This window comes from Nocardia vermiculata NBRC 100427 (genome assembly GCF_001613265.1).
GTDB lineage: Bacteria > Actinomycetota > Actinomycetes > Mycobacteriales > Mycobacteriaceae > Nocardia > Nocardia vermiculata.
Map to the genome: position 1 here is coordinate 23774 of NZ_BDCA01000027.1, position 20320 is coordinate 44093.

The 20320-nt window shown below is 67.9% G+C and carries 23 protein-coding genes and 1 pseudogene; 16 read left to right on the forward strand and 8 right to left on the reverse strand.

Features of this window, described 5'->3' with window-relative positions; genetic code table 11:
* Positions 1-2: 2 nt before the first annotated feature.
* The 3 genes from NV2_RS23725 to NV2_RS23735 form a co-directional block, all read right to left on the reverse strand.
* A complete protein-coding gene (locus NV2_RS23725; protein WP_067878703.1) occupies positions 3-413 on the reverse strand; it encodes a nuclear transport factor 2 family protein in 411 nt (136 codons plus the stop codon).
* 56 nt (positions 414-469) lie between these two features.
* On the reverse strand, positions 470-754 hold the full coding sequence (locus NV2_RS23730; protein WP_067878613.1) for a YciI family protein: 285 nt from the start codon (positions 752-754) through the stop codon (positions 470-472).
* An 82-nt stretch (positions 755-836) separates the two neighbouring features.
* A complete protein-coding gene (locus NV2_RS23735) occupies positions 837-1379 on the reverse strand; it encodes an amino-acid N-acetyltransferase (protein WP_067878616.1) in 543 nt (180 codons plus the stop codon).
* Between the two features lie 119 nt (positions 1380-1498).
* Between NV2_RS23735 and pgsA the strand changes: the two genes are divergently transcribed.
* The 11 genes and pseudogenes from pgsA (at position 1499) to NV2_RS33000 (ending at position 9903) form a co-directional block, all read left to right on the forward strand.
* Positions 1499-2161: a CDP-diacylglycerol--glycerol-3-phosphate 3-phosphatidyltransferase gene (pgsA, locus tag NV2_RS23740; protein WP_067878705.1), complete on the forward strand. Its 663-nt coding sequence runs from the start codon at positions 1499-1501 to the stop codon at positions 2159-2161.
* On the forward strand, positions 2158-2724 hold the full coding sequence (locus tag NV2_RS23745; protein ID WP_084475344.1) for a CinA family protein: 567 nt from the start codon (positions 2158-2160) through the stop codon (positions 2722-2724). Before pgsA ends, NV2_RS23745 begins: the two co-directional genes overlap by 4 nt.
* A 151-nt stretch (positions 2725-2875) precedes the next feature.
* Complete coding sequence (locus NV2_RS23750) at positions 2876-3253, forward strand: helix-turn-helix domain-containing protein (RefSeq protein ID WP_067878619.1); 378 nt, start codon at positions 2876-2878, stop codon at positions 3251-3253.
* Positions 3254-3472: 219 nt separating this feature from the next.
* On the forward strand, positions 3473-4288 hold the full coding sequence (locus tag NV2_RS23755; protein ID WP_067878622.1) for a PspA/IM30 family protein: 816 nt from the start codon (positions 3473-3475) through the stop codon (positions 4286-4288).
* A gap of 157 nt (positions 4289-4445) precedes the next feature.
* Entirely contained in the window at positions 4446-5231 is a 786-nt protein-coding gene (gene pspM / locus NV2_RS23760; RefSeq protein WP_067878716.1) for a phage shock envelope stress response protein PspM, read from the forward strand.
* Positions 5232-5388: 157 nt separating this feature from the next.
* Entirely contained in the window at positions 5389-5562 is a 174-nt protein-coding gene (locus NV2_RS31765) for a hypothetical protein (RefSeq protein ID WP_168436178.1), read from the forward strand.
* Between the two features lie 176 nt (positions 5563-5738).
* A complete protein-coding gene (locus NV2_RS23770; protein ID WP_067878719.1) occupies positions 5739-6902 on the forward strand; it encodes a glycosyltransferase in 1164 nt (387 codons plus the stop codon).
* A 93-nt stretch (positions 6903-6995) separates the two neighbouring features.
* Positions 6996-7190: a DUF3046 domain-containing protein gene (locus tag NV2_RS23775; RefSeq protein WP_067878633.1), complete on the forward strand. Its 195-nt coding sequence runs from the start codon at positions 6996-6998 to the stop codon at positions 7188-7190.
* Positions 7191-7386: 196 nt separating this feature from the next.
* A complete protein-coding gene (gene recA, locus NV2_RS23780; protein WP_067878721.1) occupies positions 7387-8430 on the forward strand; it encodes a recombinase RecA in 1044 nt (347 codons plus the stop codon).
* 267 nt (positions 8431-8697) lie between these two features.
* Positions 8698-9309: pseudogene (gene recX / locus NV2_RS32995) on the forward strand (recombination regulator RecX); the annotation flags it as partial.
* Positions 9310-9537: 228 nt separating this feature from the next.
* Positions 9538-9903 (forward strand): RecX family transcriptional regulator, encoded by a 366-nt coding sequence (locus tag NV2_RS33000; RefSeq protein WP_157103052.1) that lies wholly within the window; start codon positions 9538-9540, stop codon positions 9901-9903.
* A 151-nt stretch (positions 9904-10054) separates the two neighbouring features.
* Here NV2_RS33000 and NV2_RS23790 read toward each other — a convergent pair whose 3' ends face one another.
* From NV2_RS23790 to NV2_RS23805, 4 genes are read right to left on the reverse strand one after another with little or no spacing between them, the layout of a single operon-like run.
* Positions 10055-10948, reverse strand: coding sequence for an amino acid ABC transporter permease (locus tag NV2_RS23790; RefSeq protein WP_067878636.1), 894 nt, complete (start codon positions 10946-10948; stop codon positions 10055-10057).
* Positions 10945-11631: an amino acid ABC transporter permease gene (locus NV2_RS23795; protein ID WP_067878639.1), complete on the reverse strand. Its 687-nt coding sequence runs from the start codon at positions 11629-11631 to the stop codon at positions 10945-10947. Before NV2_RS23795 ends, NV2_RS23790 begins: the two co-directional genes overlap by 4 nt.
* Positions 11632-11652: 21 nt before the next feature.
* The gene (locus NV2_RS23800; RefSeq protein WP_067878642.1) at positions 11653-12486 is read right to left on the reverse strand and encodes a glutamate ABC transporter substrate-binding protein; all 834 of its coding nucleotides are present in this window, start codon (positions 12484-12486) and stop codon (positions 11653-11655) included.
* 38 nt (positions 12487-12524) lie between these two features.
* The gene (locus NV2_RS23805; RefSeq protein WP_168436182.1) at positions 12525-13253 is read right to left on the reverse strand and encodes an amino acid ABC transporter ATP-binding protein; all 729 of its coding nucleotides are present in this window, start codon (positions 13251-13253) and stop codon (positions 12525-12527) included.
* 253 nt (positions 13254-13506) lie between these two features.
* On the opposite strand from NV2_RS23805, the gene miaB reads away from it, so the two are divergent.
* Complete coding sequence (gene miaB / locus NV2_RS23810) at positions 13507-15111, forward strand: tRNA (N6-isopentenyl adenosine(37)-C2)-methylthiotransferase MiaB (protein WP_067878723.1); 1605 nt, start codon at positions 13507-13509, stop codon at positions 15109-15111.
* Between the two features lie 127 nt (positions 15112-15238).
* Positions 15239-15820, forward strand: a complete 582-nt coding sequence (locus NV2_RS23815) for an Rv2732c family membrane protein (RefSeq protein WP_067878725.1) — start codon at positions 15239-15241, stop codon at positions 15818-15820.
* A 9-nt stretch (positions 15821-15829) separates the two neighbouring features.
* Here NV2_RS23815 and NV2_RS23820 read toward each other — a convergent pair whose 3' ends face one another.
* Positions 15830-17341 (reverse strand): DUF349 domain-containing protein, encoded by a 1512-nt coding sequence (locus NV2_RS23820; RefSeq protein ID WP_067878648.1) that lies wholly within the window; start codon positions 17339-17341, stop codon positions 15830-15832.
* 284 nt (positions 17342-17625) lie between these two features.
* Here NV2_RS23820 and NV2_RS23825 point away from each other — a divergent pair, with 284 nt between their 5' ends.
* The 3 genes from NV2_RS23825 to dapF are packed head-to-tail and all read left to right on the forward strand — an operon-like array spanning position 17626 to position 20266.
* Positions 17626-18408 carry a class III extradiol ring-cleavage dioxygenase family protein gene (locus NV2_RS23825; protein ID WP_067878727.1) on the forward strand — a complete coding sequence of 261 codons (783 nt, stop codon included), beginning with the start codon at positions 17626-17628 and terminating at the stop codon, positions 18406-18408.
* Positions 18405-19355, forward strand: a complete 951-nt coding sequence (gene miaA / locus NV2_RS23830) for a tRNA (adenosine(37)-N6)-dimethylallyltransferase MiaA (RefSeq protein WP_067878651.1) — start codon at positions 18405-18407, stop codon at positions 19353-19355. Before NV2_RS23825 ends, miaA begins: the two co-directional genes overlap by 4 nt.
* A complete protein-coding gene (gene dapF / locus NV2_RS23835; protein WP_174550630.1) occupies positions 19352-20266 on the forward strand; it encodes a diaminopimelate epimerase in 915 nt (304 codons plus the stop codon). Before miaA ends, dapF begins: the two co-directional genes overlap by 4 nt.
* The last annotated feature ends 54 nt before the right edge of the window (positions 20267-20320 follow it).

Below are 20320 nucleotides of genomic sequence, written 5' to 3' on the forward strand. Positions count from 1 at the left end.
GGTCAGGCCCCGGGGTTCTCGCGCTGGATCTGTTCGGCCGCTTCGGCGCTGATGCGGTCGAACTGCGCACCCATGGCGGCGGCCAGGGCGTTGGCCGCCGACAGCGGGCGGACCATCACCATCAGGTCGTCGATGAGACCGTCGTCGTCCACATGGATGAAGTCGCAGCCGCTGACGGTCTTTCCGTCGACCTTCGCCTCGAACAGCAGTGCCGAATCGCGGCCGTCGGTGATCTCACGGACGTAGCGGAAATCCTCGAACACCCGCATCACGCCGCGCAGGATCGCGGCGGTGATCGGGCGTCCCGGATAGGGCTTGAACGCCACCGGACTGGTGAATACCACGTTGTCGGCCAGCAGCGCTTCGATCGCTGCGGTGTCTCGTGCCTCCACGGCCTTCCGGAATGCCTGCATCGCCACCTCGCATATGCAACTAGTTGAGTATGTGGTGGATCGTAACTCCCGAACCGTCAGGACACGAAGGCACCCATCACCGGCGTCCACTCGGTGAACTGTTTGCGCTCGATCAGGTCGTGTTCGGCGAACGGGTCCGCGGTCAGCAGTTCGGTCATCGCCGCGTCGTTCTCGGCACGGAACAGGATCAGTGCGCCGGACCCGTCGGCATAAGGGCCGGTGGCCAGCACCACGCCCCGGTCGACCAGCTCCGACAACCAGGCGCGGTGGAGCGGACGATGCCCGTCGCGGGCGGCGGCGGTCGCCTCGGAATAGGTGTACTGGACTGCGAAGATGGGCACGGGATCTCCCGGGGAATGTCGGAGCGGGCGAGGGAGTAGCGGTCGATGGATGCAGGAATGCCCGGCGTGAACGGGCGAGCCCTCACAGGGTCAGCAGCATCCGGGTGTTGCCGAGGGTATTCGGTTTCACGTAGCTGAGATCGAGGAATTCGGCCACACCGGTGTCGTAGGAGCGGCACATTTCCGCGAAGACCTCCGCGGTCACCGGGGTGCCGTCGATCTCGGCGAAGCCGTGCCGGGAGAAGAACGGAACCTCGAAGGTGAGTACGAACAACCGCTGCAACTGCAGTTCGCGGGCGGTGGTGATGAGCTGATCCACGAGCACACGCCCGACGCCGTGGCCCTTGACATCGGGATGTACCGCGACGGTGCGTACCTCTCCCAGGTCGGCCCACAGCACGTGTAATGCGCCACATCCCACGATGCGCGCGCCGATCTCGGCGACCCAGAACTCCTGGACCGATTCGTAGAGCGTGACCAGATTCTTTTCCAGCAGAATCCGGCCCGCATAGACGTCGATGAGGCTTTTGATGGCGGGCACGTCCGAGGTTCGGGCACGTCGGACGCGTACGGTGCCGGGACTGGTGGCGCCGATCGAATCGCTGTGAGGTGCCCGCGTGGTCATGGGGTGCACAGTAGTCGGGCCGGCAAACGATAGTCTGGTGGAGTGCCGCACATCTCCTCTGCCCGCTCGTCCCGACCTACCGGGGTTCGCGGCTGCGTTCACTCCGGCCGGGGGTGCCGGTGAGCGTGCAGAGCGACGATATGGACAGATCCTGGAGCGAAGCCGGTAGATCCCGGGCGAAACTCGTTTCCCCGCAAGTGAAGCGGACGGTCGAGCCCTCGGCGGTACCGCTGATGAACATCGCCAATATTCTGACGATCCTGCGCATCCTGATCGTCCCGGTTTTTCTGCTGGCACTGTTCGCCGCGGGCGGGCACGACACCGGTTGGCGCGTCGGTGCCGCCGCTCTGTTCGCCGTCGCCGCGATCACCGACCGCATCGATGGTCAGGTGGCGCGCAAGTACGGGCTCGTCACCGACTTCGGGAAACTGGCCGACCCCATCGCCGACAAGGCATTGATCGGATCCGCGCTGATCGGGCTGTCCGTACTGGGAGACCTGCCGTGGTGGATCACCATCGTGATCTGCGCCCGCGAGATCGGGGTGACGCTGCTGCGGCTGGCAGTGGTGCGGCGCGGCGTGATCCCGGCCGGTCGCGGCGGGAAGGTCAAGACCCTGGTGCAGTCGGTCGCGATCGGTGTGCTGCTGCTCCCGCTGGCCGGCGCCTGGGCCACCACGGGGATGGCGCTGATGTATATCGCCCTGGTACTGACCGTGGTCACCGGTCTCGACTATGTCGTGCAGGCGGCGCGATTGTGGGCCCGCCCGGCCGAGCGGCGATGACCGCGGCGGGCACCGGCCGGCCCGATCCCGCCGATCCGCTGGCCGCGGTTCCCGAAACCGCCGCCCTGGTGGCGCGGCTGACCGAGCGCGGGTACACGGTGGCCACCGCCGAATCGCTGACCGCGGGCCTGCTCGCGGCGACCGTCGCCGGGGTGCCCGGGGCGAGTACGGTGCTGCGCGGTGGGGTGATCGTGTACGCCACCGACCTCAAACAGAGCCTGGCCGGCGTGAGTGAGCACACGCTGGCCGCGGACGGGCCGGTCGCCGCCACCACGGCCGAACAACTCGCGGTGGGCGCGCGCACCGTATGCGGGGCCGATTGGGGCGTCGGGCTGACCGGTGTCGCGGGGCCGGATCCGCAGGACGGCAACCCGGTGGGCACCGTTTTCCTGGGGCTCAGCGGCCCGGGGTGCACCGAGGTGATGCGGTTGCACCTGACCGGGGATCGGTGGACGATCAGGATCGGTGCAGTACGCGCCGCGGTTGTGCAACTCGCGTCCCGGCTCGGTACCGGAGACACTGGTGGCGAAGATCCCGGTGTCGCGGACCCTGCAGTCGGTTGAACGGGTTTTCCGGTTCGAGCCGAGGGGAATTCACCCGGACGGGAACCAATCGGGTGCCGTACAACGTTGGCACGGGTAGACGGTAGGGGTGCGTCACGCTCGACGGCGGTCGCGCTTCGGCCCGGTGAGCCCAGAACGTGAGGAGAACGAGATGACGCTGCTTCGAGAGGCCATCGGCGAGAGTCTGCGGCGCGCTCGGATCGCCCAGAGTCGGACCCTGCGCGAGGTGTCGACGTCGGCGCGGGTGAGCCTGGGCTATTTGTCCGAGGTCGAACGCGGCCGCAAGGAAGCGTCGAGTGAACTGCTGGCCGCGATCTGCCAGGCGCTCGACGTTCCGCTGTCGGAAGTGCTGGTCGATGTCAGTGCCACCATGGCGGACGCCGATGTGGCGCCGGTCGCCGAGACGGCCCCCGCCGAGACCGGTGCGGGCGTGTCGGCCGTGGCGGCGCGGGCTGGTCTCACCGGCAACACCCGGATCGTGATTCCGGCCCCGAAGGCCGAGAAACTGGTATTGGTGCAGGCGAAGTGAGCCGCCACGCGGTGGCGAACGCCGGTGTCGGTCTCGGATCGGCACCGGCGGGCTGTGCGACCGCGCGGAAACCGATAGATTCTTACTAAGCGTCGGTGACGGGCGATTCGGTGGCCGGACATCGCGCGGTGGAGGATGTAAGGGACAAGGGGTGCGTGACGGTCGCGCACCGCCGCCGTGCTGGGGCGCGGCGCAGTCAGATGGAGGCGGGATCAATCGATGGCTAATCCGTTCGTGAAGGCCTGGAAGTACATGATGGCCCTCTTCGATTCCAAGATCGAGGAGCATGCGGATCCGAAGGTGCAGATTCAGCAGGCTATCGAGGAAGCCCAGCGTCAGCACCAGGCCCTGTCGCAGCAGGCCGCGTCGGTGATCGGCAACCAGCGTCAGCTGGAGATGAAGCTGAACCGCCAGCTCGACGAGGTCGAGAAGCTCAACGCCAACGCACGCCAGGCGGTCGGTCTGGCCGACCAGGCCACCCAGGCCGGCGATACCGACAAGGCGATCCAATACACCAACGCCGCCGAGGCGTTCGCGGCCCAGCTGGTCACGGCCGAGCAGTCGGTCGAGGACCTGAAGGTGCTGCACGACCAGTCGCTGCAGGCTGCTGCCCAGGCCAAGAAGGCCGTCGAGCAGAACGCCATGCTGCTGCAGCAGAAGGTGGGCGAGCGCACCAAGCTGCTCAGCCAGCTGGAGCAGGCCAAGATGCAGGAGCAGGTCTCGGCCTCGCTGCAGCAGATGGACTCGACGCTGTCCGCCCCCGGGAGCACTCCCAACCTGGACGCGGTGCGCGACAAGATCGAGCGCCGTTACGCCAATGCGCTGGGTTCTGCGGAACTGGCACAGAACACCGTGCAGGGTCGCATGATGGAGGTGCAGCAGGCCAGCGTGCAGATGGCCGGTCACAGCCGCCTCGAGCAGATTCGTGCCTCCATGGCCGGTGACGCGCTGCCGTCGGGCGGTTCCGCCGCCGGTACGCCCGCCCCTAATCCTGCCCAGCCGCAGGCCAACCCGGGTCAGGCCGCGCAGCAGTAGTACGTGGCGGCGGGTCGATCGGAAGGCTGTGGTGATGGTGAGAACGCGGGCACGTACCGAGCCCGCCTCGAACCGTGCACGACGGTGGTCGCGATCGACCCGCATCGGTGCCGACGCCCCCGCCGAGGCCTCCGCTACGACGGGTCGGAGCACCACGATGTCCGTCGACCACCCACGCGGCCCGGGAGCTCTGCGAGATGTGGGGGGATACGCCCTGCAATCGGTGCGGAAGTGGGCCGATCCGCGGGAGCGGGAACTTCGTAAGCGGCGGCGAGTGCGTCGGCGGAGCGTGCGCTGGGGCGCTGCCTCCGGTGTGACGGCGGTGGGAACCGCCGGCCTGGTAGTGATGTCGGCACCGGTCTGGGCGGTGATCGTGGTTGGTGGCGGTGCGGTAGCCATGGTGACCGGCGCGGCCGTCAGCACGCGTCGCTATCTCGAACTTCGGCGAAATCCGTTGCCGCCCGCGGCATTCGTCCCGCGTAAGCTGCCCGCGATGCGCTCTGCGGCGCGCACTCCGATCGCGCGCCTGGTGCGTGCGGAACGGGCCATGCACGCACTCGGCGCCAGGATCTCCCGCAGCGGCCGGTTGCCTGCCGAAGATCTCGGCGACACCCTGGCGACCGCAGCGTCCGCCGCCGCCGCACTGCACGCGCTGGCGGGCGATATCGCCGCGATGGAGCAGACGGTCGAGATCGTAGCGGCATCGCGCGAGGCGCCACACCTGGCCGGACAGCTGGAGTCGATGGTGGAGCGGCTGGAATCCGGTGTGGCGGAATACGAACAACTGCTGGATGCTACCGGCCGGATCCTGGCTGCTACGGCCGGAACCGCTCCGGACGTCGCCGCGGGCGAATTCGATTGGGCGATGTTCACGCTGCGTGAGGCCGCCGATCGGCTCGACGGCTGGGCCCAGGCCCTCACCGATCTGGCCGACCGGCGCTGACGCCGGTGTGGGTGCCGGAGTGCCGTTCTCTCTCGGGGTTCACCCTGAGATTTCCCGGATATCGGTGCTGACCTGGTGATTTTCCGGCTTCGAGTTGAGAGTATGGAGAAGTCGGATCGCGTTGACGGCGGTTCGGAAACCTTCGGGAGGAATGGACATGTTCTGGAAGATTCTGGGCGTCGTCGCGCTCGTGTGGCTGGCGCTGATCGTGGTCGGTGCGCTGGTCAAGGCGCTGTTCCCGATCCTGATGATCAGCGTTGTGGTCTTCGGTCTGTACCTGCTGTACAAGGCCGTCTCGGGCTCGAAGAAGACGACGGTCGGCAAGCTGTAGCGACCCCTCGGTGCGGGCCGCCCGGGTACTGCCGGGCGGCCCGCCGTGCTGTCTGCTGCCGTGCGGGCCGCCGGGCCGGAATCCGGCTTGTCCGGTGTGAATCGGCTCCGCCCGCGCGATGAATCGGTCCGCCCTGCGCGCGATCCCGGCTCCGGCCGGTGTGGCAGGGTGGGGCCATGCGAGTGGCTGTTGTCGCGGGACCGGATCCGGGTCATGCTTTTCCGGCGATCGCGCTGTGCCTGCGGTTTCTGCGGGCGGGCGATGATCCGGTGTTGTTCACCAGCCCACGCTGGTTCGATGCGGCCCGCTCGGAGGGGATCGCGGTACGCCGGCTGAAGGGCTTGGCACCGCGGCCGGAGGACGACGACGGCGACGCGGGGGCACGCATCCACGAACGCGCGGCTCATATCTCGACCGAAATCCTGCCCGAGCTCAGTGCGATGCTGCCGGAACTCGTGGTGTCGGATGTGCTGACCGCCGGTGGTGGGATGGCCGCGGAACGGCTCGGGGTGCCGTGGCTGGAGTTGTCGCCGCATCCGCTGTACCTGCCGTCGCGCGCCCTGCCTCCCATCGGGAGCGGGCTGGCGCCGGGGGAGGGGTTGCGCGGACGGATGCGCGATACCGTGCTGCGCGGGCTGACCGCACGCGCGATTACCCGGGGGGAACGGCAGCGCGGGGTCGCGCGCGCGAGTGTGGGTCTGCCCGAGGTGGATCCGGGCCCCGATGCCAGGTTGATCGCTACTCTGCCCGCCCTGGAAGTGGAACGGCCGGATTGGCCACAGCATGCCCATGTGGTGGGGCCGCTGCTGTGGGAGCCGACCACCGAGGTACTGGCCCTGCCTCCCGGCGATCGCCCGCTGGTGGTGGTGGCACCGTCCACCGCCCACACCGGTGTCGGTGATCTGGCTTCCGGTGCGCTGGAGGCACTGGCCGACAGTGGTGTGCGCGTGGCGATCTCGATGCTCGACGCACCGCCGCAGGAGCTGCCGGCCTGGGCCACAGCGGGTTTGGGGCGACAGGACGAACTGCTGCGCCACGCCGCGGTGGTGGTCGGTGGGGGTGGGCACGGACTGCTGGCGAAAACGCTGCTAGCGGGCGTTCCGATCGTGACCGTGCCCGGCGGTGGGGACCAGTGGGAGCTTGCCAATCGCGCTGTTCGCCAGGGGAGTTCGCGGCTGGTGCGGCCGTTCACTGCGGCGGCGCTGCGCGGTGCGGTGGAGGCGGTGCTCGAGGACGAGTCCTATCGTAAAGCGGCCACGGCCGCAGCGGAAACCGTCGCCGATGTCACCGATCCGGTGGCGGTCTGCCACCAGGTCCTGGACGGTGCTCGCGCGGGCTGAGTGGCGCGCGCTCGGCCAAAGGAGGGACACGGGAGGGTGCGACCGTGAGAGGGCGGCTCGGTCGGCAGGTGCGTCACCGGTACCCTCGGCACGGTGCGGTTGACTGAATTTCAGGAACTCTTGCATACCGAATTCGGTGTTGTTCGCGGTGATCTGCTGCTGTCGGATCATGTGCTGCCCATGATGCGCGGCCGGACCGGGGCACAGGCGATCGAGGACGGCATCGACCCGCGTGAGGTCTGGCGGGCGTTGTGTGCGGAATTCGATGTCCCGAAGAACCGATGGTGACGGCGCGCTGCGGTGGATGATGCCCGGTTCGCGGGGAACGGGGTGCGGTTGCGCGGCCGTTGCGACGTGTCGTAGGCGCGTCGCTTGCCTCGAACATCTGTTCGTCTAAGCTTGCGGGCAGAACTTGTCGGTGCCGCCCTCTACCGTGGGCGCCAACCACACAATGAGACTGACCCGTCAGAAGGGGAACAAGACGATGGCACCACAGGCTTACGACCGGGACAAGGCGCTGGAGCTTGCGCTGGCGCAGGTCGAGAAGAGCTTCGGCAAGGGCGCGGTCATGCGCCTCGGCGAGGACTCCCGCCCGCCCATCTCGGTGATCCCGACGGGGTCGATCTCCCTGGACGTGGCACTGGGTATCGGCGGTCTGCCGCGCGGTCGCGTGGTGGAGATCTACGGTCCGGAATCCTCCGGTAAGACCACCGTCGCGCTGCACGCGATCGCCAGTGCGCAGGCCAACGGTGGTGTCGCGGCATTCATCGACGCCGAGCACGCACTGGATCCGGAATACGCCCGCAAACTCGGGGTCGACACCGACGCCCTGCTGGTCTCCCAGCCCGATACCGGTGAGCAGGCCCTGGAGATCGCGGACATGCTGGTTCGCTCCGGCGCACTGGACATCATCGTCATCGACTCCGTCGCCGCGTTGGTGCCGCGCGCGGAAATCGAGGGCGAGATGGGCGACAGTCACGTCGGCCTGCAGGCCCGCCTGATGAGCCAGGCACTGCGCAAGATGACCAGCGCACTGAACAACTCCGGCACCACCGCGGTCTTCATCAACCAGTTGCGCGAGAAGATCGGTGTGATGTTCGGTTCGCCCGAGACCACCACCGGTGGTAAGGCGCTGAAGTTCTACGCCTCGGTGCGTCTGGATGTGCGCCGCATCGAGACACTGAAGGACGGCAGCGATGCGGTAGGCAACCGCACCCGCGTGAAGGTCGTCAAGAACAAGGTGTCGCCGCCGTTCAAGCAGGCCGAATTCGACATCCTCTACGGTGTGGGCATCTCCAAGGAGGGGTCGATCATCGATATGGGTGTCGACCAGGGCTTCATCCGCAAGTCGGGCTCCTGGTACACCTACGAGGGCGATCAGCTGGGCCAGGGCAAGGAGAACGCCCGAAAATTCCTGCTCGAGAACACCGACGTGCGCGACGAGATCGAGAAGAAGATCAAGGAGAAGCTCGGCATCGGCGCCGATGTCACCGCAGACGCGGGTGCCGAGGCGCCCGTCGACTTCTAACCGATGCCCGACCGGGAAGCGCCGAGGTCGACACCCGACCCCGGCGCATCTCGGCTCGAGGCCGTCGAGCGTTTGCGGCGGCAGCTGGAACAGATCGAATCCCGCACCCGCTCAGCGGGGAGCAGGGATAAGTCCCCGGCAGAATCTGTTCGCCGAGACCGGAGTGGTGGTGCCGGGCACCTGTCGTCGTCGGCCCCGGACAGCTGGGATGCGACGGGTAGTACGCCGGACCCCTACGGTGGCGCCGCCGAGTGCAGACCGGAAGTTATCGGCCAGGAGACCCGGGCCGCTCGCAAGGAACGGCGCCGCGCTTCTCGTCGCCGCTCCCCGGAGGACGAGTCCGGCTCGGCGGAGCGGTCGGCCGGTGCGGGCCGGGGCGATGACCGGCGGACCGGTGAGCCGGTGGGGGGAACCGAGGCGCAGGCCAAGGATGTCTGCCTGCGGCTGCTCACCGATCGGGCTCGTAGCCGCGCCGAACTGGCGGACAAACTCGCGGCCAAGGGATTCACCGCGCATATCGCCGAGCGGGTACTGAATCGGCTCACCGAGGTCGGTCTGGTCGACGACGCCGCCTTCGCGGAGCAGTGGGTGCATTCGCGGCACACCTTCTCAGGCAAAGGCAAGAAGGTGCTCGCGCAGGAGTTGCGCCGCAAGGGTGTCTCCGACGCGCATGCCGAGCCGGCCCTCGCCGCCATCACCCCTGCCGACGAAAGCGCGCGCGCCGCCGAACTGGTGCAGCGCAAACTGACCACGCTTCCGGCCGACCTGCCCCGCGACAAGGTCGCGGCCCGGCTTGTCGGCATGCTCGCTCGTCGCGGCTACCAGCAGTCCATGGCCTATGCCGTGGTCAAAGACGAACTGGACGCGTCCGATCGTGAGCCGAACCTCCCCGACCCGACTCGGCAGCCCCTGGAGCTCCTGGATCGACAACCACCCCGTCCGCACTATGCCCGCTCGCAACGATCGACCGGCGTCGAGCGCCTGCCGCAGGAGGACGATCCGGAGCAGCCGAGCGGCGGCCCGGAAACAGCCCGGATGCGGCGGACGCCCACACCCGTGCTGGACGAGGAACAGGCAGCGGAACTGGTGCGCCGGAAATTGCGCAGCATGTCACCCGATCTGCCGACCGACAAGGCGACTGCGCGTCTGGTCGGCTTGCTCGCCAGGCGCGGGTGCCCGCAGTCGCTCGCCTACGCCGTAGTTCGAGCCGAACTGGCACACCGCCCCACCGATCTCGCTTCTGCGGGCGCCGCTTCGCCGCAGGAGCGCATCGACCTCGCCTCCGCCGATCCGGTCGCCGAGGACGAGCAGGCCCGGGAGCTGGTCCGCCGGAAACTGCGCACCATGCCCGGGAAGCTGACGCAGGACAAGATGGTCAACCGTCTCATCGGTATGCTCGCCCGCCGCGGCTACGGCAGCTCCATCGCCTACACAGTGGTGAAAGAGGAGCTGGCGGCGGCCGATCTCCTGTGAATCACCGGTGCTGCGGCGTCGGCATCCGCGAGCGTTGGACACCATTCCCCGGCCGCCGTGAGTGGCGTGGACGCGGCGACCGGGGTGGTGCCTGTTCAGCATCGGACAGTGTGAACTGTGCAGCGAGGGTTGTGCTCGGTGCGAGTGGAAATCAGGGGCCCTTGGCGACGTCCACGCCCGGTGCGGCATCGGTGAGGACCGAGTTCACGCCGAGTACTGCGCGTCCGCGCCGGCGGGCCCGCAGGCGCTTCTCGATGCGGGTGGCCAGGAAGGTCAGCGCCCAGTTCAGGATGATCATGATGATGGCAACGACGATCAGTGCGGGCACCGTGTTCTGTTCGGCCGCGCCCAACTGCTGCCCTTGGCGGACGATCTCCTGATAGGTGATCTGGTAGCCGAGCGCGGTGTCCTTCAGGGCGACCACCATCTGCGAGATCAGTGCGGGCAGCATGGCCGTGATCGCCTGCGGGAGCAGGATCAGCCGCATCATCTGGCCCTTGCGCAGGCCCAGGGCTTGGGCCGCCTCGGTCTGTCCCTGCGGGAGCGAACGGATCCCCGCGCGCACGATCTCGGCGATCACCGACCCGTTGTAGACGGTCAGCGCGATGACCACCGCCGCCAACGCCAGCTTGTCGGAGACGAAGAGATTCTTCACCGCGAACCACTGGAACAGGAAGATCATCAGGATCAGCACCGGGATGGCGCGGGCCACCTCGACGATCGCCCCGGCCACCCAGCGCACGATCCGATGATCGGACAACCGCAGCAGCCCGAACACCATGCCGATCACCATCGCGAAGACGATCGACAATGCGGCGGCGACCAGTGTGCCGCGCAGACCCGGCAGGATGTAGGTCTCCCACACCTCGGGCTGGATGAACGGTTTCCACTTCTCCGCGGTCAGTTGCCCTTTGTCGGCGAAGGCCTGCCACACCAGCCAGCCGACCGCCACGACAGCGGCCAGCACCAGTACCGAATACACGGCGTGCCGGCGGCGGGCCTTGGGGCCGGGGACATCGTAGAGAACCGAGGCGTTCGCACTCATCGCTTCACCTCGAATCGCTTGGCCAGCCAGCCGAATATCAATCCGGTGGGCAAGGTGAGAATGACGAAGCCGATCGCGAAGATCAGGCCGACGACGAGAACTTGCGCCTCGGTCTCGATCATCTCCGCCATCAACGCCGCCGCCTCCGCCACGCCGATCGCCGAAGCGATGGTCGAATTCTTGGTCAGCGCGATGAACACGCTGCCCAGCGGTGCGACGACCGACCGGAAGGCCTGCGGCAACACCACGTGCCGCAGATTCTGGCCGAAGGTCAACCCCAGCGACCTTCCCGCCTCGGACTGTCCCAGCGGCACGGTGTTGATCCCCGCCCGCAGTGTTTCGCAGACGAACGATGCGGTGTAGACGCTCAATCCGAGCACCGCGAAGCGGAAGTTGTTGGTAGGAAGGAAATCCAGCCCCGAACTCTCACTCGCGAGGGTGATCCCGAGCGTGGTGTAGAGCCCCAGTGAACAGAACACCAGGATCAGGGTCAGCGGGGTATTGCGGAAGATCGTCACATATGCGGTGCCGATCCACTGCGCCACCGGGATCGGCGACACCCGCATCGCCGCCACCAGGGTGCCGATGATCAGCGCCCCGATCGCGGAGAACACGGTCAGCTTGATGGTGACCCAGAAGGCCTCCCACAGCCGGGTGTCGTACTCCGATATCAACTCGAACACGGTGGCGGCGTCCCTTCTCGATCAGTAACGGTCGACCTGGGGCGGGGCGGGAATGGTGAAGTCGGTGTTGCCGAAGTTCTGCTCCAGCGCCGCCTTCCAGGAACCGTCCTGGATCATCGCTTCGATCGCGTCGTTGATCATGTTGCGCGACTCGGTGTCACCCTTCTGCAGGCCGATGCCGTAGTTCTCCGTGGTGAACGGCTGACCGACCACCTTCAGCTGCCCCGGTGACTGGGCCGCGTACCCGGCCAGGATGATGTTGTCGGTGGTGACCGCGTCGACCGCACCCGACTTCAGCGCCTCGACACACAGTGAATAGGTGTCGTACTCCTGCAGTTGCACATCCCCGGCGAAGTTCTTCTGGATGTTCTGCGCCGGTGTGGAACCCTTCACCGAGCACAGCTTCTTGCCGCCGCGCAGTGAATCCGGTCCGGTGATGTCGTTGTTGTCGGCACGTACCAGCAGCGACTGGCCGGCGACGAAGTACGGCCCGGCGAAATCGACCTTCTTCTTGCGCTGGTCGTTGATCGAATACGAGGCGACGATGTAGTCGACCTGACCGTTCTGGATCAGCGTCTCCCGCTGTGCGGAGGGCGCCTCCTTGAAGGTGATCTTCTCCGGGGGCACACCGAGTTTGCCGGCCACGTACCGTGCCACGTCGACATCGAATCCGGAATAGTTCCCGTTGCGGTCGCGGAGACCGAGCCCGGGCTGATCGAATTTGATACCTATCGTCAGTGAGCCTTCGGCGGCGTGCTGGGTGGCCGTTTTATCACTGCCACTACCGCATCCGGTCGCGACGACCGCGAGGGCCAGCGCGCCGATTCCGAATCGCAGTGCTCGGGTGATCCTCATCGAATGCCTTCTCTCTCGTACCAGGTGACGGGAAGCGGTCAGTGGCTCAGGATTTTGCCCAGGAAGTCCTTCGCTCGCTCGGAAGCGGGCGCGGTGAAGAAGGTTTCCGGCTCGGCGTCCTCGACGATCTGGCCGTCGGCCATGAACAGCACGCGATCGCCGGCCCGGCGTGCGAATCCCATTTCATGGGTGACGACCAGCATGGTCATCCCTTCCTTGGCCAGCGACACCATCACCTCGAGCACCTCGTTGACCATCTCGGGGTCCAGGGCGGAGGTGGGCTCGTCGAACAGCATCACCTTCGGGTTCATCGCCAGTGCCCGCGCTATGGCCACCCGCTGCTGCTGGCCACCCGACAGCTGTGCCGGGTATTTCTGCGCCTGTTCGGAGATCCCGACCCGATCGAGCAGTTCCATCGCGCGTTCGTGGGCCTGCTTCTTGCCGATCCGGCGGACCTTGGTGGGCCCGAGGATCACGTTGTCCAGGATCGTCTTGTGTGCGAAGAGGTTGAACTGCTGGAACACCATGCCGACGTCGGCACGTAACTTCGCCAGTGCGCGGCCCTCGGACGGGAGTTCCACACCGTCGACCGCGATGGTGCCGGAGTCGATCGGTTCGAGTCGGTTGATGGTGCGGCACAGGGTGGATTTGCCGGAGCCGGACGGGCCCAGCACGATCACCACCTGACCACGCGGCACCTCGAGGTTCACGTCGCGAAGTACGTGCAGATCACCGAAGTGCTTGTCCACGTTGCGCATCGCGATCATCGGCGGTGCGGCAGCGGAAGCGGTCTCGCCCCTGGTCGCGTCGGCGGCATCGGTCATGAGAGTCGACCCTAGAGTGGTCGCGCCCCGAATGCGCACTTTTGGCGCGGGCGTCGTGCTGTTGCCGCCGGGATTTCCCCGGGTGGTTACCCCGAAAGAGAACGGACGTGACCGTTGTCACCCTGCCCTGGGTAGCGCACACCGGGGTGAGCGCCGGATTTCGTGCAGCGTCTACCCTGGACACGTGAATTCGTCCATGCAGGTTGCGGCGCATTCGGCTGCGGGACGCGCCTCCGGTTCTACCGCCGAATCGTCGTCGCAGCGGACCTACGAAGTCCGCACCTACGGCTGCCAAATGAATGTGCACGACTCCGAACGGCTGTCGGGCCTGCTCGAGGACGCCGGATACGCCCGGGCGGCCGGTGGCGAGACCGCGGACCTGGTGGTGTTCAACACCTGCGCGGTGCGCGAGAACGCCGACAACAAGCTCTACGGGACACTCGGGCATCTGGCGCCGATCAAGGCGGACCGTCCCGGTATGCAGATCGCCGTCGGCGGCTGCCTGGCGCAGAAGGACCGCGACACCGTGGTGCGTAAGGCGCCGTGGGTCGATGTGGTGTTCGGCACCCACAACATCGGATCGCTGCCGGTGCTGCTCGAGCGTGCCCGCCACAACGAGCAGGCCGAGGTGGAGATCCTCGAATCGCTCGAGGCGTTTCCGTCCACTCTCCCGGCGCGTCGCGAATCCGCCTACGCCGGCTGGGTGTCGATCTCGGTGGGTTGCAACAACACCTGCACCTTCTGCATCGTGCCCGCACTGCGCGGTAAGGAGGTCGACCGACGGCCCGGCGATGTGCTGGCCGAAGTACAGGCATTGGTCGATCAGGGGGTGCTGGAGGTGACCCTGCTGGGGCAGAACGTCAACTCCTACGGCGTGAATTTCGCCGAACCCGCATTGCCGCAGCATGATCCGGCCGGCTTCACCGCCGAGCGGCGCGACCGTGGTGCCTTCGCGAAACTGCTGCGTGCCTGCGGTGATATCGACGGACTGGAACGAGTGCGGTTCACCTCGCCGCATCCGGCCGAGTTCACCGACGATGTCATCGAGGCGATGGCGCAGACCCCGAACGTGTGCCCGCAGTTGCATATGCCGCTGCAGTCCGGTTCGGACCGAGTACTCAAGGCGATGCGGCGTTCCTACCGAAAGGAACGCTTCCTGGGCATCATCGAGAAGGTGCGCGCCGCCATGCCGCATGCCGCCATCACCACCGATATCATCGTCGGCTTCCCGGGCGAGACCGAAGCGGACTTCCAGGAAACCCTCGATGTGGTCCGGCAGGCCCGCTTCACCAGTGCCTTCACTTTCCAGTACTCGATTCGTCCCGGCACGCCGGCGGGCACCATGGCCGATCAGGTCCCCAAGGCGGTGGTGCAGGAACGCTACGACCGGTTGATCGAACTGCAGGAGCAGATCTCGCTGGATGCCAACCGCGAACTGATCGGTACCGAAGTGGAACTGCTGGTGGTCGAGGGCGCGGGCAAGAAGAACGCGGCGACCGCCCGAATGAGCGGTCGCGCGCGCGACGGGCGGCTGGTCCACTTCCGGCCCGGCCCGGAGGCGTCGATCCGGCCCGGCGATATCGTGACCGTCGATATCACCGAGGCGGCGCCCCACCACCTGATCGCCGACAGTCCCGTGCACACTCATCGCCGCACCCGCGCCGGTGACGCGCACGAGCAGGGGATGCTGCCCAAGACCGCACCGATCGGTGTCGGGCTCGGTCTGCCCCGGATCGGGGCCCCCGAGCCGGGGCAGACCGAACCCGCGGCCTCGGCGTGTGGTTCCGGCTGTGGGGCCTGAGATGTCCCGACGCAGAGACGAGCAGCCGGACCGTTCCTCCGGCGCGGAACAGCCGGAGCCGGAGCGTCCGGACGCCGAACCGCAGCCGCAGGCCGAACCCACCGGTGCCGAGCCGAACGAGGAGAGTATGAACCCCACCGAATCGAAGGCGTTCGAACAATTCCGCGGCGACCTCGAGGCCGTCGAACGCAAGATCGCTGGTGAGATCGATCCCGGATCGCGGGCCCTGGTAGTGGCCGTGGCGGTCTTCGTGCTGCTGCTGTCGCTGGTGCTGCCGCACGCCGGTGACGCCCGTGGGCTGGACGTGGTGCTGTACGACGGCAACGCCCAGGCCGAGCACATCGGCCTGCCGTCGCGAGTCTTCGAGTGGTTCGTCGTTGTCTTCGGGATCGGATTCTCGTCCCTGGCGCTGATCACCCGGCGTTGGACGCTGGCCTGGATCGCGGTGGCCGGCTCGGCGGTGGGCAGTGTGTTCGGTGTCTTGTCGATCTGGCATCGCCAGACCCCCGGGCTCGGCAACTACGAGGGCGCCGGGCCGGGGGTCGGCCTGATCCTGGCCGCGATCGCGATCGTGGTGCTGACCTTCCACTGGATCCGGGCGGTGTGGAGCCGAACCGCGCTGCAGTTGGAGGCCGAAGAACAGCGCCGGAAGGCCGCCGCCGATCAGGAGGAGAGCAACCGCCGTCACCTGTTCGGCGAGGACCAGTAGCCCCGCCGCTCAGCGCCGGCTGACAGCGCCCTCGGCGGCGTCGGCCCATTCACGCCACTGTGCGGCCTGTTCGAGCGCCTTTTCGGCGTCGCGCCTGCGGCCTGCGGCCTCGGCCTTCGCTGCCTGCTCCTCGAACTGCGCGACCCGTTCGCGGAACTGGGCTGCGCGGGCCATCGCCTCCGGGTCGGTGCGGCGCCACTGCGCATCGGCGGCCTCACGCACCCGCTTCTCCAGACCACGGAGCTTGGCTTCCAGATCGTGCATTCGGTCCCGGGGGACCTTGCCGATCTCGTCCCACTTCTGCTGCAGTTCACGCAGCGCGGACCGGGCGGCATCCAAGGTCGCCGGATCGGATCCGACCTGTTCCGGAATCCGGTCGGAGTAGGTGCGCAGCAGCTCGTCCTTGGCGGCCGCATTCTCCCCGAATTCGGCGTCGCGCTCGGACGCGGCGGCGTTGCGCGCCGAGAAGAACACGTCCTGAGCACTCTTGAAGCGGCGCCACAATTGCTCGTCGGCCTCGCGTGGCGCGCGCCCGGCGGCTTTCCACTCGGTCAGCAGATCACGGAAGACGGCCGCGGTGCCCACCCAGTCGGTGGAGTCGGACAGTTCTTCGGCCCGCACACACAGATCTTCCTTGCGGGTCTTCGCCGCGGCGCGTTCGCGATCCAGTTCGGCGAAATGCGCGCCCCGGCGCCGGTTGAACGCCTCGCGGGCCTTGGAGAAACGCCGCCACAGGGCGTCGTCGACCTTACGGTCGACGCCCCGGATGGTTTTCCACTCGTCGAGGATTTCACGGAGCCGATCGCCGGCGGCCTTCCACTGGGTGGACTCCGCGGAAATCTCCTCGGCCTCGGCGCAGAGCGCTTCCTTGCGCTCGGTGTGCTCGTGGCGTGTTCGTTCCTTCTCCTCCTTGGCGTGGGCGGCCGCCTCGTCGGAGTGTTCGATGATGGCCTGCAGGCGCTGCTGCAACCCGTCGAGGTCGCCGATGACCGCGGCCGTCGGCAGGGTGTCGGCGAGCGCGACGGCGGCCGTCTTGGTCTTGCGTGCGTCGGTGCCGGCCGCCAAGCGGGCCTCCAGCAGGGCGACCTCGGTGGCGAGATCATCGAATCGGCGGCCGAAGTGGGCCAGGCCTTCGGCGGCGTTGCCGGCCTGCCACGATCCGATCTGCCGCTCGCCGTCCGCGGTCTTCACCCACGCGGTGCCGTCCTCGTCGACCCGGCCCCAGGCGCTGGGGTCGCTGACAGTCGGCACCACCACGGGGTGGGGGTGTTCATGGGCGGGGCCCGGGGCGGGAGCGGGTTTCACGTGATGGGCCGAGGTGGGCTTGGGTGCCCCCGGTTTGGGTGCTCCGGGCTTGGGGCCGCCGGGCTTCGGCGCGCCCGGTGTGGGCCCGCTCGACGGCCGCGCGCCGCCTGGTGCGCCCTCGGCCGGAGTCGGACGCTTCCCGGCGGGATTGCCGGTCTGCTGCGCTGCCCCGGATTCCGGTTGCACTGCCTTCTCGGTACCGCTGTTGTCGGTCATCGCTCCTCATCCCTGCCGCGCGTCACGGCCGCCTGGTTACGCCCTAGCAGATCCCATTCAACCAGCCAGGAGGCAGAATTGCCCTCTCTTGTGGGCGGTGGCGTGCAGCGAGTGACGAGTGTGAGTGGTGGGGACAGGTTCGGTGCTGCCGGGGCAGCGTCTGCCTCGGCGTCCCACAGCGGTGACGCGGCGGCCGTGAACCGCACCCGGAACCGGCGGTGCCGGGCGTGATTCGCCGGGTCCACCGCATCGGCGGATTCGCCGGTGCCGCTACCGTTGACCCCGTGTTTCGTGTCGCCGCGTTGATTCCCTCGCCGCTCGTGCTGATTCCCGAATTGGCCGGTGCGGCGCCGCTGACCGATGCGGACCATCCGGCGGCGCAGGTGCCGCCACTGCGTGCGGCGGTCGTGCAAGCGGGGCGGCGGCTGGGGGAGTACGCCCGGAACTGGACGGTTGTCGGCGCCGGGACCGGGTGTGTGGCCGGTGTCGGAACGCTGCGCGGGTTCGGCGCGGACGTCCGGATGGCGCTCTCGGACGAGGAGCTGAGGACCGGCGCCGAACCCGATCCGCGGTGGCCGGTACCGCTACTGGTCGGAGCCTGGTTGCGTGGGCAGGTCAGCGGGTCCGGGCGGGATGGCCGGGGACCGGATCCGATCGAGGCCGAGGCGCTCGCGATCGATCCCGATACGGATCCGGACGGCTGCGCCGAGCTCGGAACCCGGTTGCGGGCGCGCCTGGACGGCGATGCGACCCCGCGCGGGGTACTGGTCGTGGCCGACGGTGCGGCGACCCTGTCCACCACCTCGCCGGGATATCTGGATCCACGCGCCGAGGCCGAGCAGCAACGTATCGATGCGGCGCTGGACGCCGGTGACCGCGCCGCGCTGGCCACCCTCGACGACACGTTGTGCGGTGAGCTCGAGGTGGCGGGGCGGCCGGGCTATCAGGTGCTGGCGGGCCTGTTCGAGCGGGACGATGCCGATCCCGAGGTCGAAACGCTGTATCGCGCAGCGCCGTTCGGGGTCGGCTATCACGTCTCGCTCTGGCATCCGGCGGGTACGCGATGATCGCGCCGATCGCGGTCATCGGCCCCACCGCGACCGGAAAATCGGACCTCGCTCTGGAATTGGCGCAGCGGCTCGACGGCGAAATCGTCAATATCGACGCGATGCAGCTGTATCGCGGGATGGATATCGGCACCGCGAAATTGCCCCCCGACCAGCGGCGCGGGATCGTGCACCATCAACTCGACGTGCTGGAGGTGACCGACACCGCGACGGTCGCCGCCTATCAGAGCGCGGCCTGTGCGGATGTGGACGACATCCGCGCCCGGGGTCGAGTACCTGTCATTGTCGGCGGATCGATGATGTACGTGCAGGCGCTGCTGGACGAGTGGGAGTTTCCGGCCACCGACACCCGGGTCCGGGAGAAGTGGGAGGCGGTGCTGGCGCGCGACGGCGTGGCGGCTGTGCACGCCGCCTTGAACGCGGTCGACCCCGTCGCGGCGCAGACCATTCTGCCGACCGACGGCCGGCGTATCGTGCGGGCGCTGGAGGTGGTCGAACTGACCGGGCGTCCGTTCGCCGCCTCCCAGCCACAGCGCGGCACCCCGCGGTGGGACACCACCATCATCGGCGTCGACCGCGACACCACCGAACTCGGCATCCGCATCCGAGCCCGCACCGACCTCATGTTCGAACAGGGATTGGTCGACGAGGTCCGCGGTCTGATCGGCCGCGGCCTGCGCGACGGCGTGACCGCGCGCCGGGCGATCGGCTACGCACAGGTCCTGGACTACCTGGACGGTGCATACGATCTGGACCACGCGCGCGAGCGCACCTTCATCGGTACCCGCCGCTACGTTCGGCGGCAACGGTCGTGGTTCCGCCGCGATCCTCGGGTGCACTGGGTCGACGGTGCCGACCCGGCCATGGTGGATGAAATCGTGGCCCGAGTGGGTTCCACGGACGGGACGGCGAGGAGTGTGGGACGGGTGCAGGAGCGAGAGCGATGAACGAGCAGAGCGGGTCGGTGCGGGCCGATATCGAATTCAGCAAGGGCCACGGCACCCAGAACGATTTCGTGGTGCTGCCCGACCCCGAGGCGCGGCTACGCCTGGATCCGGCGACCGTCGCCGTGCTGTGCGATCGCCGGCAGGGGATCGGTGGCGACGGCGTACTGCGGGTCAGCCGTGCCGGGGCACTCGTCGCGGGTGGTGAACTGCGCGCGTTGCCACCGGGCGTCGGACCGGACGACTGGTTCATGGACTATCGCAACGGTGACGGCTCGATCGCCGAGATGTGCGGCAACGGGGTGCGGGTTTTCGCCCACTATCTGATGGCGACCGGTATGCAGGCGGAATCGGAATTCGTGGTGGGCACTCGTGCGGGTGCGCGGCCGGTTGTCGTGCACGGTTTCGACGACGTGGTCGGCGACGTGACGGTCGGTATGGGAGAGTTCCGCCTGCTCGGCGAGTCGACGGCCACCGTGGCCGGCAGCGCGTTGGCCGGGGTGGGGGTGGATGTCGGCAATCCGCATCTGGCCTGTGCCGATCCGGCGCTCACCGCCGAGGCGCTGGCAGCCCTCGACCTCAGCGTGCCGCCCGGGTTCGATCCGGAACTGTTCCCACACGGGGTCAACATCGAGATTCTGACCGGCCTCGGGGCCGACGGCGCGGTCGATATGCGGGTGTACGAACGTGGTGTCGGTGAGACGCGATCCTGCGGCACGGGCACCGTCGCCGCGGCCGTTGCGGCGTTGGCCGGCGCGGGAATCTCCCCTGCCGAGGAATCGGCCCAGGTGCGGGTACGGGTGCCCGGTGGCGCGGTCACCGTGGGGATCGATCACGGTAGCGCCTGGCTGCGCGGGCCGTCGGTTCTGGTCGGGTCCGGTCGCCTCGCCGGTGCTTGGTGGGCCGGCGCCTGAATCCGTGTGAGCTGCGTGTCCGGGGAAATAACCGGGTGCGCCCGACGGTTGAGC

Bases quoted from the DNA above. Each gene is read 5' to 3' on its own strand.
- NV2_RS23820 (WP_067878648.1), bottom strand. From the start codon at position 17,341: ATGACCGACAACAGCGGTACCGAGAAGGCAGTGCAACCGGAATCCGGG.
- NV2_RS23735 (WP_067878616.1), bottom strand. From the start codon at position 1,379: ATGACCACGCGGGCACCTCACAGCGATTCGATCGGCGCCACCAGTCCC.
- miaA (WP_067878651.1), top strand. From the start codon at position 18,405: ATGATCGCGCCGATCGCGGTCATCGGCCCCACCGCGACCGGAAAATCG.
- NV2_RS23815 (WP_067878725.1), top strand. From the start codon at position 15,239: ATGAACCCCACCGAATCGAAGGCGTTCGAACAATTCCGCGGCGACCTC.
- NV2_RS33000 (WP_157103052.1), top strand. From the start codon at position 9,538: ATGTCACCCGATCTGCCGACCGACAAGGCGACTGCGCGTCTGGTCGGC.
- pspM (WP_067878716.1), top strand. From the start codon at position 4,446: ATGTCCGTCGACCACCCACGCGGCCCGGGAGCTCTGCGAGATGTGGGG.
- NV2_RS23745 (WP_084475344.1), top strand. From the start codon at position 2,158: ATGACCGCGGCGGGCACCGGCCGGCCCGATCCCGCCGATCCGCTGGCC.
- NV2_RS23750 (WP_067878619.1), top strand. From the start codon at position 2,876: ATGACGCTGCTTCGAGAGGCCATCGGCGAGAGTCTGCGGCGCGCTCGG.
- recA (WP_067878721.1), top strand. From the start codon at position 7,387: ATGGCACCACAGGCTTACGACCGGGACAAGGCGCTGGAGCTTGCGCTG.
- NV2_RS23805 (WP_168436182.1), bottom strand. From the start codon at position 13,253: ATGATCGCGATGCGCAACGTGGACAAGCACTTCGGTGATCTGCACGTA.
- NV2_RS23800 (WP_067878642.1), bottom strand. From the start codon at position 12,486: ATGAGGATCACCCGAGCACTGCGATTCGGAATCGGCGCGCTGGCCCTC.
- NV2_RS23755 (WP_067878622.1), top strand. From the start codon at position 3,473: ATGGCTAATCCGTTCGTGAAGGCCTGGAAGTACATGATGGCCCTCTTC.
- NV2_RS23770 (WP_067878719.1), top strand. From the start codon at position 5,739: ATGCGAGTGGCTGTTGTCGCGGGACCGGATCCGGGTCATGCTTTTCCG.
- dapF (WP_174550630.1), top strand. From the start codon at position 19,352: ATGAACGAGCAGAGCGGGTCGGTGCGGGCCGATATCGAATTCAGCAAG.
- NV2_RS23725 (WP_067878703.1), bottom strand. From the start codon at position 413: ATGCAGGCATTCCGGAAGGCCGTGGAGGCACGAGACACCGCAGCGATC.
- miaB (WP_067878723.1), top strand. From the start codon at position 13,507: ATGCAGGTTGCGGCGCATTCGGCTGCGGGACGCGCCTCCGGTTCTACC.
- NV2_RS31765 (WP_168436178.1), top strand. From the start codon at position 5,389: ATGTTCTGGAAGATTCTGGGCGTCGTCGCGCTCGTGTGGCTGGCGCTG.
- NV2_RS23790 (WP_067878636.1), bottom strand. From the start codon at position 10,948: ATGAGTGCGAACGCCTCGGTTCTCTACGATGTCCCCGGCCCCAAGGCC.